Genomic DNA, 21084 nt, shown 5'->3' with positions numbered 1-21084 from the left:
TTAAAACACAAATAGCATGGCACTTATCTAGACATATCCAAAATCTCTTTCCTGAAATTATTTTCCACTTCAGATTTTCATCAGACGACACAACATCTAACTAGTACTCTTTGCTAACTAGCCGTATTGGATAGTGTTCGAAAGCATAAAAGTACTTTTGCACACTAAAGTATATAAATAACGACGTTCATTACCTTCTTAAGATACAAATAAAATTTCTAGAATGTGCTTATATATTTTTCATTAGATTGAATAAGTGATTGAACTTGAAATGTTTTTAATGAGGCTATATAGATTCAATTAGAGCTAAATTTCAGAAAAAAAAACAAAAAAGCCCCGGACTCAGGCCGGGGCAACACCACAACAGGCGGTTAAGAAGATTGCGATGACAATCTAAGTGGACACTCGACGGGAACTATTGCAATAACGCGCCTTGCTGGACCCATTTGCCGACGAGCGCACGCTCTTCGTCCGTCATCTGGGTCAGGTTTCCCAAAGGCATCACCTTGGTTTGCACAGCCTGCGCAACAATGCGCGGCGCGTTGGTTTGGATCTCCTCCGGCGTATCCAGGATCACCCCGGCAGGTGCTGTGCGAAATGCCGCATTGGTCGGCGTGGCCGAGTGACATTCGGTACAGCGGTTTTGAATCACTTCGTGCACCTTGGCAAAGCTGATCCCAGCCGCAACTGGCTTCGCTGCTGAGCTGTTCTCACCCGCAGACGCCGTACTTTCTGAATGGCTGGCAGGTGCCTTGCTTACCGGTGCAGCGGCAGTCACCGGCGCACTCGGCTGGTTAGCATAAGGTGAGGTCACAAATGCCAGGGCAATCATCCCCAGAGCAGCGACCGGCACCGTCCAGGCATACTTCTGGCCGTCATGGCGGGTGTTGAAGTAGTGGCGCACCAGGACGCTGAATACCGCCAGGCCCGCGAGGATCAGCCAGTTGTATTCCGAGCCGTAGGTGCTCGGGAAATGGTTGCTGATCATGATAAACAGCACCGGCAGCGTCAGGTAGTTGTTATGGCGTGAGCGCAGCAGCCCTTTGGCCGGCAGCTCCGGATCCGGTTCGCGGTTCTCTTCAATCGCTTTCACCAACCCGCGCTGCGCCGGCATGATGACGCGGAACACGTTCCCCACCATGATGCTGCCGATAATCGCGCCGACATGGATATACGCGCCGCGACCACTGAACACCTGCGACAAGCCGTAGGCAGCGCCCACTAAGCCAAGAAACAACACCCCTCCGAGCAGGGCTGGCTGTTTGCCCAACGCTGAATCACACAGGAAGTCATAAATCAGCCAGCCCGCAACCAAGGCGCCAATACCGATGGCAATGGCTGTTGATGGCGCCATGTCCGCCCCCGGCGCAATCAGGTAAATCTTGGCGTTCAGGTAGTAGACGATGAATAGCAGGCAGATCCCTGATATCCAGGTGAAGTACGCTTCCCACTTAAACCAGTGGAGGTTTTCCGGCATCTTCGGCGGCGCTAGTTTGTATTTTTCCAGGTGATAGATCCCGCCACCATGGATAGCCCATAAGTCTCCGGAAAGGCCGGTTTTCGGATTCACCCGGTTAAGGTTATTTTCCAGCCATACGAAGTAGAAGGATGCACCAATCCAGGCAATCCCAACAATCATATGAATCCAGCGTACTGCCAAATTCAACCATTCCGTGATATGTGGATCCATTTTTAACTCCTTGACAGCAACTGAGCCGTGTTTGCTTGATGCTGTTTAATGGTGATGTCGCAATGCGGTATGTCCTCTAAATGCAGTGATACCAGCTCTTGATTAAAATAGACTTCGTCGCAGTTATTCCCTTCGCCGGCGCGATCAACAATCAGGAACTGATCTTGGTCAGTCAGCGCCAGGACCGGGTGATGCCACACACCTTTGTGGTAGTTCACCCCCTGGCGCCCGTTGCTGTAAAACGCGCGACATTGAGAAAGCTGCGGGTCGTCCCCTTTGGGGGCAACCACAATTAAGTAAGGTTGCCCGAGTAATGGTACAAACGCCTGCGAACCCAGCGGGTGACGTTCAAGCATCGAGATTGTCAGGGGGTACACCAGCGGTGTGGCCTGAAAAATACTGATGATTGCCCGGCCACCCTGCTCCGCCACATCGGTGTCGGCCAGCTGGTGATAACGACGGGTTGAGCCGTTGTTAATCATGAAGTAGTCACGGTTTTCCACTTCAATGACATCACCAAAAGGCGCAAACGCTTCCTGGGTCAGTGGCGTGATGGTTAACCGGCGTAATCCATTACTCATTCTTTTTTACTCCCTGTTCCGTCTGTTGTTTTAGTCTGCTTTTGTGCCGAACAGACGTAAACGGCTGATCCCGCCATCCGGGAAGATGTTCAGACGAACGTGCGTCACCGGTCCCAGATCGTTGATCTCGCTGGCGAACTCATGAATTTCATGGGCACTCAGTTTTTGCGAAGGCAGCAGCTCACGCCAGAACAGGCTCTGGGTCGCAACCTGATCATCAGTACCGCCTTTGACGTAGGCCGCCTGAATCGAGCAGCTGTCCGGGTAGTTGCCTTTAAAGTGGGCGGTATCGACGACAATGCGGTCGATCTTGCCGGCATGGCCCAGTGCCACCAGCACCCAGTCGTTGCCCGGCGTGCGACGACGCGCCGTTTCCCAGCCGTCTCCCATGTTTTCGCCACGGCCTGGACCCAAGATGTTCGAGGTGCTGCCGTAGTGCTCATCACTACAGGCCACGGCACGGCCGCCGTTCTCAACCGCAACCAGATCGATCTGTTGCTGTGAATCAATGCGATCCCAGTCCACCGCCGGTCGGCCGTACACACGCAGACGCGCCACACCACCATCCGGATAAATGTTCAGGCGAATGTGGGTGTAAGTTTGCTCACTGCTGATCGCTTGCAGGTGATGGTGGTTGCCCTGCAGGCTCAGTGACGGCAAAATTTCTTCCCACTCGGTGTTGCTATCGGGCGCACCATCCGGGCTGTAGCAGGCATCGAGCGACGCCGATGGCGGGAAGTTGCCGGTAAAGAACGAGGTATCAATATCCACCCCGGCAATCACGCCCGACATCGCCAGCTTGACCACACAGTAATCATAGCCTTCGCTGCGTTTGCGGCGGGTTTCCCAGCCGTCCATCCATTTGCCGTTGTCATCAAATACGCCTTCTTTCCACTCCGGCGCTTCGCGGCGCAGCAGGCGGCTTTTATCGGCGAAGAAATCGTCCGTTGCATACAGCGCTTCTGCGCCCAGTTTTTCATCAGCCAGATTGACGTATTGCGAGAAATCTAAGGACATGTTTTGTCATCCCTTCCAATTAATTAGTTAATCAATAAAGAACTCAAAGTGTGTCTGGCTCCCCTGCAACCACCAGGCGTTCGGCCCGTACAGTGCCAGTCAGGGTTCCGGAATCGTCGTCAGCTTGCGTCGTTAGCCCAGGGGCTTAAAGATTTCAGAGACTTACAGATCCCAGAGACGTAAAAATGCGATTTTGTTGATTTCGTTGATCGCGGTTTCAAATTCGGTGTCACGGTCGTTGTCGAGCCGCGTTTCGAATGCCGCGAGGATCTGATGCCGGTTTGCGCCTTTCACCGCCATGATGAACGGGAAATTGAACCGGGCTTTGTAGCGATCGTTGTAGGTGGTGAATTTGTCGAACTCTTCCGGGGTACATTGATCAATCCCCGCGCCCGACTGCTCTTTGGTCGAGGCTTCCGTCAGCTCGCCGTTGATCGCGGCGCGTCCGGCTAAATCCGGGTGCGCATTGATCAGATCGAGCTGGGCCTGAAAATCAGCCTCGTCAAGCGCAGCGGCCATTCTCTGGTGCAGGTTTTCAATCTGATCATCCAGCGGCCCAATCCCCTGCTCAAAAACGGTTTCGGCCACCCATGGGCTGTGCTCATAAATATCGCCGAAAGCTTCGAGAAAGTTCGCCCGGCTCATTTCAGAAGGCTTACAAAATCGGAATGCGGTCATACAGTGGTTCTCCTTCCTTGGGTGAGCCGGTGTCAGGCACCGGTTCCTTGATTCGGTTTGCCCCGGTAGGGGTGATGTTCATGCCAGTGGCGCGCAATATCAATGCGGCGACACAGCCAGACATCATCATGACGCTTCACATAGTCGAGGAAGCGGCGCAGCGAGGCGATTCGGCCCGGACGGCCAATCAGGCGGCAGTGCAGCCCAACCGACATCATCTTTGGTGCGGTTGCCCCTTCGGCATACAGAGTGTCGAAGGTGTCTTTCAAATACTGATAAAACTGCTCGCCGGAGTTAAATCCCTGCACGGTCGCAAAGCGCATGTCATTGACATCCAGGGTGTACGGGATCACCAGCTGCGGCTTGCCAGCATCAGTGTGCCAGTAAGGCAGATCATCGTCATAGGCGTCGGAGTCATACATGAACCCGCCTTCTTCGGCGATGATGCGCCGGGTATTCGGCCCTGTCCGGCCGGTATACCAGCCATACGGCCGCTCACCGGTAATGTTGCGGATGATGTCGATCGCCTTGAACATATGATCCCGCTCTTGCGTCTCATCCATATACTGGTAGTCAATCCAGCGATAGCCGTGGCTGCAAATTTCATGACCGGCTTCGACCATGGCCCGAGCGACATCCGGATGACGCTCCATCGCCATCGCCACCGCAAACACTGTTAACGGAATGTTATACTCCTCAAACAATCGTAACACCCGCCACACGCCAGCACGACTGCCATATTCATAGATGGACTCCATACTGATATGTCGCTCACCTTTTATCGGTTGCGCAGCCGGGATTTCTGACAGGAATGCTTCCGATTCCTCATCACCATGAAGCAGACAGCGTTCGCCGCCCTCTTCGTAATTCAAGACAAATGACACCGCGACTCTGGCGCGATTCGGCCATTTCGGATCAGGCGGATTGGCCCCGTACCCAATCAGATCTCTTGAATATTCCTTATCCATCCAAGTTCTCCTTACGCTCGGCCATGTGCTTTTGTATACATGACCAATCACTTTGTATTGAACATTGTATACAATAAATTCAAACATTGTAAAGATTTTGTTTCAACAAAACAGTTCAGCAACAGACACCGTAAATTCAGCACGTTACAAGCTTTTCAGGACAATAGCTGAGTTTGAACCCGCGCACACACCGATAAATTCCGCGAATTTATTATTAACATAATGGTAACAGTGTGCTTTACTTACCAGTACATTGTGTACAGATGACCGATTCGACCAAGCCGTAGTCACTGACACTTGTATACAAAAAGACAAGAGTTACACAAGGAGAACGCACTGCGTTTAAAACTTATGGGCAAACTAACAACACATGTATTGGATACAATGAGTGGCCTTCCCGGCGCGGAAATTAAAGTGGAACTGTTCCGCCAGCAGGGTGAGCACTATGAACACATTCAAACAGTCACCACCAACGGTGATGGCCGAACCGATAGTCCGATCCTCGAAGATGCGGCATTTCAGGCTGGGAAATACCAGCTGGTGTTTTACGTCGCGGATTATTTTCGCCAACAAGGTGTCACCCTCGATGAAGTCCCGTTCCTCGATGACGTGGTGATCCGCTTCGGCCTCAATGACGAGCAAGCCCACTACCATGTACCGCTGCTGGTCTCCCCCTACAGTTTCTCGACCTATCGCGGCAGCTAAAACGCTGCAGAGACGTGTAGATATAAAAGCGTGTAGATATCAAGTGAAGCGCCTGCTGAGAACGCACCGACGCCCCCTTCGGCAGACGACCTTCAAACAGAGATGCAAACAACACAACAAACAGCAGATGGAGAATTGGAATTTGGTTGTATTCAATTTGCTGACATAAACAGACAAAAGGTTCGCTGAACATGAGTGAGAGCAAAACGGAAGTACTCAATAACTCAGGATCTGAGGGGATCCTGGAGCGCTTTTTCCAGTTAAAGGCGCATGGCTCCAGTGTAAAAAATGAAATGATTGGCGGTATTACCACTTTTGCCACCATGGCCTACATCATTTTCGTCAATCCAAACATTATGGCCGCTTCAGGGATGGATAAAGGCGCGGTCTTTGTCGCCACCTGTATCGGCGCCGCAATCGGCTGCCTGCTGATGGGACTCTTTGCCAACTGGCCGGTCGGTCTGGCACCCGGAATGGGGCTGAACGCCTTCTTCTCGTTCACCGTCGTCAGTGAGATGGGCTACAGCTGGGAGGTCGCCCTGGGGGCGGTGTTTCTCTCCGGCCTGCTGTTCGTCGGGATGAGTTTCTACAAAGTGCGGGAGTGGATCATCGACAGCATCCCGCCCAGTCTGCGCTTTGCGATGACGGCCGGGGTCGGTTTGTTCCTCGGGCTGATCGGCTTGAAAACCGCCGGTATTGTCGTCGATAACCCGGCCACCCTGGTCTCGCTGGGCGACTTCACCAAACCCGAAGCCCTGCTGGCAGCGATCGGCTTTCTGATCATCGCCGTTCTGAGTGAGCGCAAGGTGTTTGGTGCGGTTCTCATCGGCATTTTAAGCGTGACCCTGATCGGCATGATGCTCGGGCTGGTTACTTATCACGGTGTGTTCTCTGCCCCACCAAGTATTGCCCCGACCTTCCTGGCGATGGACATCAGCGGCGCGTTCCAGATCTCGATGGTCAGCGTGATCCTGGCTTTCCTGTTCGTCAACATGTTCGACACCGCAGGCACCCTAATGGGTGTGGCGGAGCGGGCGAATCTGATCAACCACGACACCGGCAGAATTGAAGGCCTGAGCAAAGCGCTCAAGGCCGACAGTATTGCCAGTGTCGCCGGGGCCTGTGTCGGCTGTCCGCCGGTCACCAGTTACGTCGAAAGTGCGGCCGGGGTTTCTGCCGGAGCCCGCACGGGTCTGTCGGCGCTGGTCGTCGGTGCCCTGTTCGTCGCGGCCATTTTCCTCTCGCCGCTGGCGGGGATGATCCCGGCTTACGCCACCTCGGGCGCGCTGATTTACGTTGCATTCGTCATGATGAGCAGTATGCAGCATGTGAACTGGAAATCCTTCACCGACTCGGCACCAGCTGCCATCACGGCGCTGATGATGCCACTGACGTTTTCCATCGCCAACGGGATCGCCCTGGGCTTTATTACCTACACGGTACTGAAAGTCACCACTGGCCATCAACGGGATGTCTCCACCTCGATGTATGCGCTGACGGCGCTCTTTATCGCCAAACTGATCTACATCGGCTAGGTATTTGATGCGGCGGCAGTACAGCCGCATCCGCGACACAAGCAATCAACAAAGAGTAAAAGGTGCCCGCCTGATCCAGAGGACCGTGACGGTCAGCTCTGTCGGATCCGTGTACCTGAAATTCAGCTGGAAATAAACAGCCCGCGCTGCCCTGGTCAGCATCCTTTACAGCGCGGGGGACAAGGATGGCCCTGCCCCGGATGTAGCGGTCGTGAACCCAACACAGAAAAAGCCATGAACGGACATGGCGCTGAGAGGAACAGTCAATGAAACTACTGTATACCTTAAACGAACGACCTCCTTATGGATTAACCTTTCTCCTTGCATTGCAACATATGCTGGCCTCCATTGGTGGGATCGTTGCAGTCCCCTTAATTGTCGGCTCTTCCATTGGCCTGCCCAGTGGCGAAGTCGTCTCTCTGATCAACGCTGCCCTGCTGGTCTCAGGCGTGGTGACAATTGCCCAGTGTATCGGCATCGGCCCGGTCGGGATCCGGTTGCCGGTGGTGATGGGCTCCAGCTTCGGCTTTCTCGGCGTTGCCATCAGTATCGGCAAAGACGGCGGGGTTGGTAGCATCATGGGCGCGGCCCTGATCGGCTCCTTCTTCGTGATCCTCGCCAGCTTCTATATGGACAAAGTCCGCAAGCTGTTCCCGACCGTGGTCAGCGGCGTAGTCGTCACCTTAATCGGCCTGACGATCCTGCCTGTGGCGATGAACTGGGTCGGTGACGCACCAGCGGTGAGCCAGGAGTTCGCCACGCTGCCGAAACTCTTTCTCGCAGCGGTGTCGCTGGGCATTGTGGTGATGGTGTCGGTGTACTGTCGCGGCGCCGTCGCCGCTTCTGCCATTGTGATTGGTCTGACGGGCGGCTACCTGGTTGCACTATCGCTGGGGATGGTCGATTTGGAGCAAATCGCTGCGACACCGTGGATTGGTGGCCCTGAGCCACTGAAATACGGCCTCACCTTCTCTGCCGGTGCGATTGTCAGCATGAGTCTGGTCTACATCGTGGTCATTGCCGAAGCGACCGGGGATTTCATGGCGCTGGCCAATAACTGCCAGACCCGTATCGACGGCAAAGATCTCAAACGCGGCCTACTGGGCGACGGACTGGGCAGCACCCTAGCCGCTTTGCTGACAGCCATGCCGCTTGCATCTTTCAGCCAGAATGTCGGCATTGTCGGGATCACCGGCGTGGCCAGCCGCTACGTGGTTGCCGCCACTGGTGGCCTGTTGATCCTCGGCGGCCTGTTTCCGAAGCTGGCAGCCATTGCCGTCACCATTCCGAAACCGGTTCTCGGCGGGGTCGGCTTCGTGATGTTCGGGATGATCGCCTATGCCGGGATCCGGATGCTGATCAAGGCCGCCGATACCAAGCGCAATGCGCTGGTGATCTGTGTCGGTCTGGCATCGGGCCTGGCTGTGACATTCGAGCCTCGCCTGCTCCAGCATCTGCCGCATGATCTGTCCAACTTCCTGCACTCCGGGATCACCACGGGTACCATTGTCACCGTGATCCTCAACCAGCTGTTGCCGAAATCGACCCGCAAGGAAGAGCGCGAAGCACTGGTCGAAAGTCAGGCCCAGGTTGAACTGGAGCTGGCCGAGCACGACAGTGAGCACGTCACTGTCGCAGCGACAGCGGAAACCAAGGAAACCGCCGTGCAGGAGCAGGCACCGTCGCGTCAGCAGCTCAACATACAGCAAGACTAAACTCAGACGGCCGTACCTGCTTGGCTGCTGAGCCGCGCTGTCAGTCACGAGCTGCCAGCGGCCAACAGACACGGCTGTCTTTTCACGCCTGATCGGGTCCATATCGGCCCCGTTCAGGCATTTCAACCACCGTAAATCACAATGAAAGACCCTCTCCCCTGCAAAGGCAGAGATGGCTAAGGAATCACATGAATGGAAACCATCTGGATTAAACATCCACTCGCCGTTTACACCGGCACCGCCGATGATGCCCGCGGCGGCATCGTGGTCCGGGGCGATCAAATTATCGAACTGCTCGCTCTGAACCAGACTCCGACCACACCCGTCGACTATACCGTGGACGCCTCGCGTCATGTCATCACCCCCGGACTGGTCAATGCCCACCATCACTTCTATCAGACCCTGACCCGGGCATACCCGGATGCGCTCAACAAGGAGCTGTTTCACTGGCTCAAAAGCCTGTATCCGGTCTGGGCCAATCTTGATGCCGAGATGATGCAGGTCGCGACCGAGCTGGCACTGGTCGAGCTGATGCTGTCGGGCTGTACCACGGCTTCCGATCACCACTACCTGCTCCCTAACGGTCTGGAGCATGCCATCGACTTGCAGGTCGAAACCGCGCAAAAACTCGGTGTCCGGGCGATTTTCACCCGGGGCTCCATGAGCCTGGGCGAAGATGACGGCGGCCTGCCGCCACGGCACACGATTCAGACCGAGCAGGCCATTCTCGATGACAGCACCCGGCTGATCCGCGACTATCACCAGACCCATGACGGCGCGATGACCCAAATCGCGCTGGCGCCTTGCTCGCCGTTTTCCGTCACCACAGATCTGATGAAAGAAACCGCCTACCTCGGCGAGCAGCACCAGGTGATGCTGCACACCCATTTGTGTGAAACGCTGGATGAAGAAGACTTCTGCCTCGAACGATTCGGCATGCGGCCGGTCGACTACCTCGAAGAAGTCGGCTGGCTCAACGATCGGACCTGGCTGGCCCACGGCATCCACTTCAACAAGCAGGAAATCGAGCGCCTGGGTAAAGCGGGCGTCGGGATTTGTCACTGTCCGACCTCCAACATGATGCTGGCCTCCGGGATCTGTAAAAACCGTGACCTGGAAGCGGCCGGGGTGAAAGTCGGTCTCGGCGTCGATGGTTCCGCCTCCAATGACGGCTCCAACCTGATCGCCGAAGTCCGTATGGCCATGTACCTGCAACGGCTGCAATACGGCTCTGCCAGCGTGACCCATGTTGATGCCCTGCGCTGGGCAACATCCGGCTCGGCCCGGGCAATGGGACGCACCGACATCGGCACCCTCGCCATCGGCAAGCAGGCAGACTTAGCGATGTTCACCCTAGATGACATCCGGTTCTCCGGCAGCCACGACCCACTGGCCGCGTTGATCCTCTGCGGCGCGCAACAAGCCGACCGGGTGATGGTCGCCGGCAAATGGCGAGTCTACGACGGAGTGGTTTCAGGCGTCGATATGGAGCAACTCCTGCACCGCCACCGCGCCGCCGCCAAACGCCTGGCGCAAAAAGCGCAGGACAGCATGCGCAGATAAAAGCCTAACAAGAAGAGATTGTCCGCTTCCGCCCTGTCAGCACTGGCTGCAGGGCGGTTTTTTGTTGGGGGTGTGTAGCAGGATGTTTGAGGATCATTTTGGCGATTGGCATGTTTTCTAACTCACTTATGCCCCTTTTCTTGTTAGTGTATCTGCTCATTCACAGTCTGTTAATGCGGGTTTGTGATATCTGAGCTAAAGCGATGACAGCAGAACTATTGCTCGATATCCCCCAAAAGTGAGCACAACTCCTATCAAAATTAGAACTCACAGGAAAAAAAGCACCTAAAGATACCCATTTTAGCACTTGAAAGTATCAAAAGGATACCTTAAAGTACTTCCAGGTATCAAAAGTACCTTGTCGAACTCAAATAACACAATGGAGATCTTTATCTATGTTACCGGCACCAACAGCTATAAACTTCCCTGAAGAATTGAAAAGAGCCCGTGTTAATTCAGGGCTTACTCTTAAGCAACTGGCAGAAAAAGCAGAAATTTCCGAGGTTATGCCAGGACGATACGAAAATCGAAAAGCCGTCCCTACGCATGAAACCTGGGATAAGCTAAATAAGGCTTTGAATTTAAAACCTGAAGAAAATCGAAACAACGAATATATAGTCAAAGACATCTCAATAGAAATTAAAGATGATGTATATTCTCGCTTAGAATCAAACACGAAAGGGTTTCAAACACCTTCTGATACTATTGGTATGACCATATATAGTCATGAGGTACTAAGCGTCATAAAGATGGTTACAGCGTCGATTGAATCATCTGAAGAGGTGATTCAAGAGTGTGGATTTAGAGAAAAAAACATCCTATTTCACTACAGCTCAGATGTTATTGATGAAGCAATGCTGTTTGTTTTGAAAATGTTTCCTAATTACACCATCAACTACAACTGCACACCAAACGCCCTAAATCTAAACATAGAGAATAGATCGACTAAATCCTGACAGGTTGTCTTTGGCAACCTGTCAGATTAGAAATGAAGAGTATGAGTTGAGCAAGCGAGTGATCAACTCCATATCAAGAGTCTATTGTGATGTTCGGTAATTCCGGACAGTGAGCGTTAAGCTCACTCTTGTCCAGTGAAGAGTCAGAGCAATCTGTTCTGGCTCATTCATTTGATAAGAACGGTTCTATTCGTCACGAAGGATATGAGACTGTAAATAACTTCGTGTAATTGCCTATTATTAAAGCCAGTAATGGCTAAGGATAGGCTCATGGATAAAAAACAACTCGAAGCGTTTGCTCGTGAAGCAGCGAAGTCCATCAAGACGGAAAGTGACCTCAACGACTTTCGCCAAATGCTAACCAAGGTGACCGTTGAAACTGCGCTCAATGCTGAATTAGACGAGCACCTTGGTTATGAAAAAAACGCTGAACACCCGTCGACAAACTGTCGTAATGGCTACTCCAGCAAAACGCTCATTACTGATGACGGCCAGGTCTCAATCGATACGCCACGTGACCGTCACGCCAGCTTTGAACCCAAGCTCGTTAAAAAGCATCAAACCCGCTTTCAGTCAATGGATGACAAAATTTTAAGCCTGTACGCCAAGGGGATGACGACACGCGAAATTGTCGCCACTTTCAAAGAAATGTATGACGCCGACGTCTCGCCAACACTCATTTCCAAGGTCACTGATGCTGTCTTAGAACAAGTTGTCGAGTGGCAATCTCGCCCTCTCGATGAGGTTTATCCTATCGTTTATCTGGACTGTATCGTGGTCAAAGTTCGTCAGGATAAGCAGGTAATAAACAAGTCCGTGTACCTCGCTCTAGGCGTCAATTTAGAGGGCCAGAAAGAGTTGCTGGGGATGTGGCTCTCCGAAACTGAAGGTGCCAAATTCTGGCTCAATGTCCTGACTGAGCTGCAAAACCGCGGAGTCAAAGACATCCTTATCGCTTGTGTCGATGGCTTGAAGGGCTTTCCCGATGCCATCAACTCCGTGTTCCCTGAAACCCAAATCCAGCTATGCATCGTGCACATGGTACGAAATTCGGTTAAATACGTACCGTGGAAGGACTACAAAGCAGTGACGGCTGACCTTAAGCAAATCTACCAGTCAGCAACCGAGGATGAAGCCTTATTAGCGCTTGAGCGTTTCTCTGATAAATGGGACGCCAAATACCCTCAAATCAGCCGTTCTTGGACAGCTCATTGGGATAACCTGAATACTCTGTTCAACTATCCACAGGACATACGAAAAGCGATTTATACGACCAACGCGATTGAATCACTCAACAGCGTCATCAGGAAAGCGATTAAAAAGCGCAAGTTGTTCCCGACCGATGAATCAGCGAGAAAAGTTATCTATCTGGCGATCCAGGATGCCTCCAAGAAATGGACGATGCCAATTAGAAACTGGCGGCAAGCCCTGAACCGATTTATGATTATGTTCGAAGACCGATTAACTGAATACTTGTAACCCAGGGCAGTTACACAGAATTATTTACAGGGTCAAGGATATTCTTCATAAGGGTTTGTTGTTTTTCATCGATTTTATCGAATTCTTTGATTTCACGCCCTTCAACTTTATGTTGAAATTCTCGACTACCGATAACAGCAGCTACTTCAATGTTGCCATCTTCCATTTTCAGTGTGGCTAATCCTGTTGTTTCCTTAGAAAGGATGAAGAGCCTGTCTTTAAACTCTTCTGTATTTCCCCAACCGTTAGGCACATAGTGCTCTAGAAGATCGTGAAAGGTGGCAATATGAGCGATTCTAGGTGTCATTGAGTCTTCAAATACAACGTTGAGATCAACGTAGTAAATTGATTTGTTCGAGGTGGTAAAGGACTCACCCATTCTATCTAACCAAAAGCGCTTCCCGTCTTCCGTTTGCTGATCGTCACTGATTACAATATTATGATTGTCTAAAAGGTGATTAAAAACCAGCGTTGGTAGCCCTCTGGTAGCAGCGCTGTGAGGGCCCGCAATTTGCCTCCAAACCAAAACTTGCGAACAGTTTTCTATTGCAAGATAAGCATTAGGAGACGGGCGGCTCAAAACGGTAACTTTGTAGACAGTTTCCGAATCGAGATAGTTTTCATCCAGACGAGGATAGTGTGTATTATCTCTGCCATTGTAAATCAGAGCTATGGTGAATTTTGTACCATCAGCATCTAATTTATCACGAGAGCGCATCAAGCGATAACCTTGAGGCTCAATAAAGCCTGGTATCTCATAAGGGTATGGTGATTGGCTGAGAAATAGTTGTGTTTCTTCCTTGTTCCGAGTGGGAGTGGTTAACTTCATATCAAATCCGTCTATGATCACCATTGGCATTTTAAGTCTAGCCTCAATCCTTTGTATTGTAATGGCTTTAAAATAGCTTAAGTCTTCAAAAATAAAAGCCCGCGTACTCTAGGATTTGAGCTGGATCTTAGTGGAATGACCAGACTCTCCTAAACAAATATCGCCTATTTCCAACATGTGAAGTAATTCATTAATTACTAATTTAGCAAACTTACTGGCTCACTTCTGTCCCATAATTATTTTGATATAGAAATACAGCGACATTCATTATGATAACGAACCTTGTCGCTGATATTTAGAAATTCACTTAAGCGTCAAAGAGCCCGAAATCAAATATTTGATGAAGAAGCGTTTGAGTATGAGTGAGTTAAGCACGACTTTTAGCGAGTAGCAGATTCACTTTTCCTTTTGCCGTTTTACTAACGGTTTGCATAAACTGAAAGCTAGGCTTGGCGATACCTAATTTCTCTAAGTCCTCTACCAGTTGAAGCCAAAGTTTGGCTGTCATTTGTGCATCGGCTAATGCTCGGTGAAAAACACCGTCGTTATCGATGTTTTTGTAGCGAACAAGCTCACCAAGTTTGTGTGACGGTGCATCTTGAATCAGCCGTCTTGCCACCAGTAAGGAGCAAGCGAACTCTCCTGAATAACCACTGTTAATTCTCTCAAGCTCTGCGTCTAGAAATCGTTTATCGAACGAAGCGTTGTGCGCGATAAGATTCTCACCCGCAATGAACTCACTAAACGATGCCATCACCTCATCGCAGCTTGGTGCTGTACGTAACATGTCATTGGTGATACCGGTATAGCTTTCAATGAATGAGTTCACTCTGAAGCCAGGATTCATGAGTTGCTGAAAAGTATCGACAACCTCACCATTGACTAATTTAACCGCACCGATCTCAATTGCACGGTCACCCTGATTAGGAGAGAGACCAGTGGTTTCAAAGTCGAGTACGACCACAGAATTTGCTTGAGGCATGACGTTTTCCAACTAAACAATAATGTGCAAGAGTATCATCGAAAACGATAGGAAAAGAAAGGCGATGACACTCTGGAGGGTGTTCATAGTTCTGTGTCAACGTCAGTCACTGCTCCACATATTGATCGACCGTCCCATACAAAGCGTTCACCGGTACACCGTCCATGAGCACAGTACCTGTTGGTGGTGAGGTGTCACCAACAGCACTTGCCATTTCAATGGCTTGTTGTGCAGGAAGGCTGTCTGGCATCCTCTTATCTTGCTTGCTGGGTCATTGCCCGTTTAGAAGGGATTCAGGCGGCGAAGAACGCAATGCATTATTTTGCCCCTGTCGGGGAGAAGGATGAATTTGTCGAACGTATGCTGCGTCATGTGACGCCCTTTTTGAATCAGGGAAATCCCCCTCACATTCACGGATGAGGGGGAATTCATTCGCTGTTTGAACTGTTGATGAAGTGTCCGGCGTTCATGATGTTTACGATGCAATCGTCGCGCAATCCGGACACTTGATTCGTCTTAGGCCAACAGTTCTCTTCGCACGATTTCAGCCCCCGCACTTAAGGCTTTCAGCTTCCCTCTTGCAACTTCACGAGACAAAGGCGTCATCCCACAGTTGGTGCACGGATAAAGCTTGTCTGCATCGACAAACTGAAGTGCTTTTCGCAGGGTATCAGCGACTTCCTCTGGCGTCTCAATCGTATGGGTTGCCACATCAATGGCCCCAACCATCACTTTTTTGCCGCGGATCAGTTCAAGCAGCTCGATGGGCACCCGAGAGTTGTGACATTCCAGCGAGATAATATCGATATTCGATTGCTGCAGCTTCGGGAACACTTCTTCGTATTGCCGCCACTCGGTGCCCAAGGTCTTTTTCCAATCGGTATTGGCTTTAATGCCATAGCCGTAGCAAATATGGACCGCGGTTTCGCACTTCAGCCCTTCAATGGCGCGCTCTAAACACGCAATACCCCATTCATTCACGTCGTCAAAAAACACATTAAATGCAGGCTCATCAAATTGGATGATATCCACACCAGCAGCCTCTAATTCTTTGGCTTCCTGATTGAGGATTTTGGCAAATTCCCAGGCCAGTTTTTCACGGCTGCCATAATAGTCATCATAAAGCGTATCGATCATGGTCATGGGACCTGGCAAGGCCCACTTGATCGGCAGCTTGGTTTGCTGGCGTAAAAACTTGGCATCTTCGACAAAAACGGGCTTTTGGCGAGAAACAGGACCAACGACCGTCGGGACACTCGCATCATAGCGGTCACGAATTTTAACGGTCTTCCGGTTCTCAAAATCAACGCCGCTCAGGTGCTCAATAAAGGTCGTCACAAAGTGTTGGCGTGTTTGCTCGCCGTCACTGACAATATCAATCCCTGCGAGCTGCTGCTCTTGTAATGACACACGTAGCGCATCGTGTTTGCCGTCCAGTAATTCCCCACCTTGCAGTTTCCAAGGTGACCATAGTACCTCTGGCTGGGCCAGCCAGGATGGTTTCGGCAAACTGCCTGACGTTGAAGTCGGTAATAATTTTTTCATCATAAAGGCTGCTTTCTATTCTCGTGATGGTTCAGGCGTATTGAGCAGACCATTGCTCTAGAATGGTTTGGTACGGTTTTATGAAGTGCTGCTCCGTAAATTTGCCCTGTTCAATCGCCAGCTGGCTACGCTCGGCTCGGTCATAAACAATTTGCGTTAATGAATGATCCAGATTCTTCAAATTGGGTTGATACCGACTGCCCGCAACCGCATTCGCATTATAAATTTCAGGCCGGTAGATCTTTTGAAACGTTTCCATCGTGCTGATGGTGCTGATTAGCTCAAGATTCGTATAATCATTGAGTAAATCACCAAAGAAATAGAATGCTAAAGGTGCGACAGTATTTGGCGGCATAAAATAGCGAACCTGTAATCCCATTTTTTTGAAGTATTGCTCAGTCAAAGATGACTCATTCGGCTGGTACTCAACCCCTAATACCGGATGCTGATTTTCAGTGCGATGATAGATTTTGTTATCGGAAACACTCAGACAGATAACCGGTGGCTTTTTAAAATTCTGTTTATAAGCGTCTGAATTCACGAAATGCTTAAACATTTTTCCATGCAAATCACCAAAATTATCCGGAATACTGAATGTCGGCTGGTCTTTATTATGATCCAGCAGCAATACGCTGAAGTCATAGTCACGAACATAAGAAGAGAAGTTATTCCCGACAATCCCCTCAATCCGCTCATTCGTTTGATGGTCAACAATATTGGTTTTCAAAACTTCAATTGACGGGAAAGTCTGACCACTGCCTTCAATATCCACATCCACAGAAATGATTTCAAGCGCAACCGAGTAACGTGCTCCATGCGGGTTATCCCAATGGGCCAAGGCATTAAAACGATTGTCAATCATCTTTAGGGTGTTACGCAAATTCGCTTGACGACTCTCTCCCCTTGCTAGATTCGCAAAGTTGGTTGTGATCCGCGTATTGTCTGAAGGGAGATAGTCTTCATCGAAGCAAATGCTATGAATCTTAAATTTAAAGTCTTTGTTCATCGTGATCTGGTATCCAATGTCCGAGAGAAAGCCTGAATTTTTCCCGTGTTCTTTCTAGTTTTCTTTTGTGGCTTTTCCAGTTTTTCTTTGATTTATGTCAAATAACCTAACTAGGATTCGATTCTAATGTGATCCAGAGCCATAAGCAGAGTGTTATTACTTCATATCGATCATGAGAAATATTCATAATTTATCATGGGTGAACGTTCCCGGTGAGGAACTATCCGGGATATCGTGCTTACTTCGAAGGGGTTGATATGAACGTCAAAATAGCGTTTTGGTTGGTCGTTTGTAGAAAAACAGAAAATCAAAGTGGTCAGTGAGCCAACGTCACAAGAGCACTGATTGCACGAAAAGTTCACGCCGATTTAGTCAAATTGGCCAATTAACAATCTTGCCGATTGCACTGAAAGAGTTATGCAAACTTGTACTGCAGTCTCCAGGTCAATTTAGCAAGAAATACAAAAAGCGGCTCGAAAGTTCACACTCCTGCTAAGCATGACTCTTCACCCCACATCCCTTGATCACCAGTTGGGTCAGGAACCGGGCGGCGTCCTCGTAGTCCTGATGGCTCAGGGCTTCTTTTTGCATCACGTTACAGATCTGCCAGCTGAAATCAGCATAGGTTTGGGTGGCGGACCAAATCATAAACATCAGGTGATGCGGCGGCACCGGGTCCATTAGTCCCTGCTCGCTCCAGGTGGCAAATTTATCCATGATCATCTGGGACTGCTGAAACAGCTCTTCACGGATATCTTCCGGCAGCGACTGGCCGCCGGACATGACTTCGCTAGCGAATACCCGCGACGCGTGGGGATGATCCCGGGAAATCATCAGTTTGGTCTGGATATAGCGGGTCAGCGCCTCGATTGGATCATCCAGCGCCTCGATTGGACGCGAAGCGGCCAGCAACGGCTTAGTGACGGTTTCCAGCACCGCAAAGTAGAGCTTGTCTTTCGAGCTGAAGTAGTAAAAGACATTGGGCTTGGGGATCTCTGCGGCTTTGGCGATATCGACAATTTTGGTCGCGGAATAGCCGTGGGTTGCAAACTGCTCGCTGGCAACCTGAATAATATGCGCCTGATTTTTTTGCCTGATCCGAGTCATTGCGGGTTCCGGGTGATCAATCGTTCATCAAGTCTAAAGAAATCAAAGAGAAAGACCAATGTGCGGAGGATAAAAATGGCGTCTGAGTCAAGTTCGCACCAAAACTGTGTGCGTAAACAACGTATTCTGCGGTTGAAAGACGCCGCCCGGCGCACAAAGACAGGGAGGTTGTGCCGCCAGACGGCGTCCTTCAATGTTGAAGCTGAATTCAAGCAATGCATTACAGAATCAAAATGGCGCGAAAATCGTTTACATTGGTCAGCGTCGGCCCGGTAAAGACCAGGCTGTCAGTCTGCTCGAAAAAGGCGTAGCTGTTGTTGTTATCCAGGTAGTCCTGCGGCTTTAAACCTTCCGACTGTGCCTGCGCCCAGGTTCCCGGTGAAATCCAGACCCCGGCGTTATCTTCCACCCCATCAATGCCGTCGGTATCTGCGGCAATCGCATATACCTTCGGCTGCCCCTTCAGTTCGTTGAGCAGGCTCAGCAGGAATTCACAATTGCGGCCACCGCGCCCTTCCCCTTTCACGGTCACGGTGGTTTCACCGCCGGAGATCAGGATGCAAGGGGTCTGAAACGGTTGCTGGCGTGTGGCCACCTGGCGCGCCAGCGCAGCATGGACCTTAGCGACGTCCCGGGCTTCCCCTTCAACACAGTCACTAAGGATATAAGCCGGGATCCCCAGGCCCTGCGCTTCGGCAGCCGCTGCTTCCAGCGCCATTTGCGGGGTCGCGATTAAGTGGTTCTGGCAACGCCTCCAGCACGGATCGTCCGGTTTCACCGTTTCCGATGCGGGCTGATTGAGCCACTGGTGCGCCGCAGGCGGCACGTCAATCTGATAGCGTTCGAGAACTGCCAGCGCATCAAACCGGGTGGTGCTGTCCGGCACGGTCGGGCCGGAAGCGATCACGCTCAGGTCGTCTCCCGGCACATCCGAAATGGCCAGCGTGATCACCTGGGCCGGATATGCCAGTTTTGCCAGCCGTCCCCCTTTCAGCGCCGATAAGTGTTTGCGCACACAGTTCATTTCATCAATGGCGGCACCGGAGCGGAGCAGCGCTTTATTGAGGGCCTGTTTCTCGGCCAGTGAGATCCCCGGGGCCGGCAGACTGAGCAGAGCCGAGCCGCCACCGGAAATCAAACAAATCAGAGTGTCGGCTTCACTCAGTCCGGCCGCCAGTTCCAGCACCCGCTCGCCGACGGCCATCCCCATTTCATCCGGCACCGGATGCGCCGCTTCAATCACTTCAATCATCCCGCAGGACGCCGTATGGCCGTAACGGGTCACCACCAGCCCTTCCAGCTCAGGGATTTTCGTCGAATCTGTTGGCTCCGACTGGATGCTGGCCAGCTTAGCGGTTTCATGCTGCCAGATCCGCTCCAGCTCCTGCGCCATGGACGCAGCAGCTTTCCCGGCGCCAATCACGACGGTTCGCCCGCCCTTTTGGCGCGTCTGGGTAAACAGGGATTCCGGGAGAAATGAAGCCATATGACCTTGTGGCAGCGCTTGTTTCACCGCGCTGTCGTATAAGATCCGCAAAACGTGTTTCGCATCGATGTCCATCTTCAACTCCTTGTCGACGGATAAAAACTGAGAATTCAGAGAAAAGATCCCGCTGCCATGGTCGGCGGCCTGCATGCCGGGTGCTGAGCCAGGTCGGAGACGGCCAGCCCCATTGCCGACACGGACAGCGGGAACGCGCGGCAAAGGAGACAAAAGCGCGCGGTTTAGTAAGAATGCTGTGATCACCGAGAAAGCGGCAGCAAGCCGCTGCCACCTCAAGGTTTCAGGGAAACAGTCGTCGATCAGTCCCGGATCGAATGACCCGCCCGTTTTTCAATCGCTTTCACCAGGGCCGAGTGGTCCCAGTTTTCGCCGCCGAGGGCAACACACTCATCAAATAGTGCCTGCGCCGTTTCGGTATTTGGCAGCGATACCCCCAGCGCTTCAGCGCCGTTCAGGGCTAAGTCCAGATCTTTCTGGTGAAGCGAAATTCTAAAACCCGGCTCAAAAGTGCCTTTCACCATGCGCTCACCGTGGACTTCCAGGATCTTCGAGCTGGCAAACCCACCCAGCAGTGCTTCGCGCACCCGCGCCGGATCGGCGCCTGCTTTCGAAGCAAACACCAGCGCTTCCGACACCGCTTCAATGTTCAACGCCACGATGATCTGGTTCGCCACTTTACAGGTTTGTCCGGCACCGTTTTCACCCACCAGGGTGATGTTCTGGCCCAGGATTTCAAACAACGGATACGCTTGATCAAATGCCGCCTGATCGCCGCCGACCATGATACTCAGGGTGCCATTGATCGCACCGACTTCACCGCCGGAGACCGGCGCATCCAGATACTGCGCACCACTTTCTTTAATCCGTGCGGCAAATTCCTTGGTCGGGATCGGCGCAATCGAGCTCATGTCGATCACCAGCTTGCTGGCCGCATTGCCGCTGGCCTGGATGCCGTGCTCGACGCCATTGTCACCAAACAGCACTTCCTGTACCTGAGGCGTGTTCGGCACCATCAGGATCACCACATCCGCCAGTTTGGTCGCCTCACTTGGGTTGCGGCACACCAAAGCGCCGGCAGTCACCAGCTCCTGTGGTGGCTGGATGAAGTGATCCGACAGAACAATGGTATGTCCGGCCTTTTGCAGGTTCTGCGCCATGGGTTTGCCCATGATCCCGGTGCCGATAAATGCGATTTTCATGCTTTCTCTCCTTGATCTTGCTTGA

At 51.6% G+C, this 21084-nt stretch carries 19 protein-coding genes; 6 read left to right on the top strand and 13 right to left on the bottom strand.

Going from position 1 to position 21084, the window contains the following annotated elements; translation table 11 throughout:
- Positions 1–415 precede the first annotated feature (415 nt).
- The 5 genes from VV869_RS14695 to puuE form a co-directional block, all read right to left on the bottom strand.
- Positions 416–1690, bottom strand: coding sequence for a urate hydroxylase PuuD (locus VV869_RS14695; RefSeq protein ID WP_337735667.1), 1275 nt, complete (start codon positions 1688–1690; stop codon positions 416–418).
- A gap of 2 nt (positions 1691–1692) precedes the next feature.
- Positions 1693–2271 (bottom strand): ureidoglycolate lyase, encoded by a 579-nt coding sequence (locus VV869_RS14690; protein ID WP_337735666.1) that lies wholly within the window; start codon positions 2269–2271, stop codon positions 1693–1695.
- Positions 2272–2301: 30 nt separating this feature from the next.
- Positions 2302–3288, bottom strand: a complete 987-nt coding sequence (gene alc, locus VV869_RS14685) for an allantoicase (protein ID WP_337735665.1) — start codon at positions 3286–3288, stop codon at positions 2302–2304.
- Between the two features lie 162 nt (positions 3289–3450).
- Positions 3451–3966: a 2-oxo-4-hydroxy-4-carboxy-5-ureidoimidazoline decarboxylase gene (gene uraD, locus VV869_RS14680; protein ID WP_337735664.1), complete on the bottom strand. Its 516-nt coding sequence runs from the start codon at positions 3964–3966 to the stop codon at positions 3451–3453.
- A gap of 32 nt (positions 3967–3998) precedes the next feature.
- Complete coding sequence (gene puuE / locus VV869_RS14675; protein ID WP_337735663.1) at positions 3999–4934, bottom strand: allantoinase PuuE; 936 nt, start codon at positions 4932–4934, stop codon at positions 3999–4001.
- 351 nt (positions 4935–5285) lie between these two features.
- Between puuE and uraH the strand changes: the two genes are divergently transcribed.
- From uraH to VV869_RS14645, 6 genes are all read left to right on the top strand, one after another.
- A complete protein-coding gene (gene uraH / locus VV869_RS14670; RefSeq protein ID WP_337735662.1) occupies positions 5286–5639 on the top strand; it encodes a hydroxyisourate hydrolase in 354 nt (117 codons plus the stop codon).
- 191 nt (positions 5640–5830) lie between these two features.
- Positions 5831–7174 carry an NCS2 family permease gene (locus VV869_RS14665; RefSeq protein WP_337735661.1) on the top strand — a complete coding sequence of 448 codons (1344 nt, stop codon included), beginning with the start codon at positions 5831–5833 and terminating at the stop codon, positions 7172–7174.
- Between the two features lie 266 nt (positions 7175–7440).
- On the top strand, positions 7441–8889 hold the full coding sequence (locus VV869_RS14660) for a nucleobase:cation symporter-2 family protein (protein ID WP_337735660.1): 1449 nt from the start codon (positions 7441–7443) through the stop codon (positions 8887–8889).
- Positions 8890–9081: 192 nt separating this feature from the next.
- Positions 9082–10452: an 8-oxoguanine deaminase gene (locus VV869_RS14655; RefSeq protein WP_337735659.1), complete on the top strand. Its 1371-nt coding sequence runs from the start codon at positions 9082–9084 to the stop codon at positions 10450–10452.
- Positions 10453–10847: 395 nt separating this feature from the next.
- Positions 10848–11408, top strand: a complete 561-nt coding sequence (locus VV869_RS14650) for a helix-turn-helix domain-containing protein (RefSeq protein ID WP_337735658.1) — start codon at positions 10848–10850, stop codon at positions 11406–11408.
- A gap of 270 nt (positions 11409–11678) precedes the next feature.
- Positions 11679–12887 carry an IS256 family transposase gene (locus VV869_RS14645; protein WP_337735657.1) on the top strand — a complete coding sequence of 403 codons (1209 nt, stop codon included), beginning with the start codon at positions 11679–11681 and terminating at the stop codon, positions 12885–12887.
- A 10-nt stretch (positions 12888–12897) separates the two neighbouring features.
- On the opposite strand, the gene VV869_RS14640 is transcribed toward VV869_RS14645, so the two are convergent.
- The 8 genes from VV869_RS14640 to VV869_RS14605 form a co-directional block, all read right to left on the bottom strand.
- Positions 12898–13716, bottom strand: a complete 819-nt coding sequence (locus tag VV869_RS14640) for a hypothetical protein (RefSeq protein WP_337735656.1) — start codon at positions 13714–13716, stop codon at positions 12898–12900.
- Between the two features lie 367 nt (positions 13717–14083).
- A complete protein-coding gene (locus VV869_RS14635) occupies positions 14084–14698 on the bottom strand; it encodes a 3'-5' exonuclease (protein WP_337735655.1) in 615 nt (204 codons plus the stop codon).
- A gap of 106 nt (positions 14699–14804) precedes the next feature.
- Entirely contained in the window at positions 14805–14948 is a 144-nt protein-coding gene (locus VV869_RS14630; protein WP_337735654.1) for a hypothetical protein, read from the bottom strand.
- A gap of 266 nt (positions 14949–15214) precedes the next feature.
- The gene (locus VV869_RS14625; RefSeq protein ID WP_337735697.1) at positions 15215–16243 is read right to left on the bottom strand and encodes a methionine synthase; all 1029 of its coding nucleotides are present in this window, start codon (positions 16241–16243) and stop codon (positions 15215–15217) included.
- Between the two features lie 31 nt (positions 16244–16274).
- Positions 16275–17249: a DUF1852 domain-containing protein gene (locus VV869_RS14620; RefSeq protein ID WP_337735653.1), complete on the bottom strand. Its 975-nt coding sequence runs from the start codon at positions 17247–17249 to the stop codon at positions 16275–16277.
- Positions 17250–17741: 492 nt separating this feature from the next.
- Positions 17742–18356 carry a TetR/AcrR family transcriptional regulator gene (locus VV869_RS14615; protein ID WP_337735652.1) on the bottom strand — a complete coding sequence of 205 codons (615 nt, stop codon included), beginning with the start codon at positions 18354–18356 and terminating at the stop codon, positions 17742–17744.
- Positions 18357–18576: 220 nt separating this feature from the next.
- Positions 18577–19917, bottom strand: a complete 1341-nt coding sequence (locus tag VV869_RS14610; protein WP_337735651.1) for a glycerate kinase type-2 family protein — start codon at positions 19915–19917, stop codon at positions 18577–18579.
- 242 nt (positions 19918–20159) lie between these two features.
- Positions 20160–21059, bottom strand: coding sequence for a 2-hydroxy-3-oxopropionate reductase (locus VV869_RS14605; RefSeq protein ID WP_337735650.1), 900 nt, complete (start codon positions 21057–21059; stop codon positions 20160–20162).
- Positions 21060–21084: the final 25 nt, after the last annotated feature.

The organism is Photobacterium sp. MCCC 1A19761 (assembly GCF_037389125.1).
GTDB lineage: Bacteria > Pseudomonadota > Gammaproteobacteria > Enterobacterales > Vibrionaceae > Photobacterium.
This window is presented reverse-complemented; position numbering and strand designations above follow the sequence as displayed.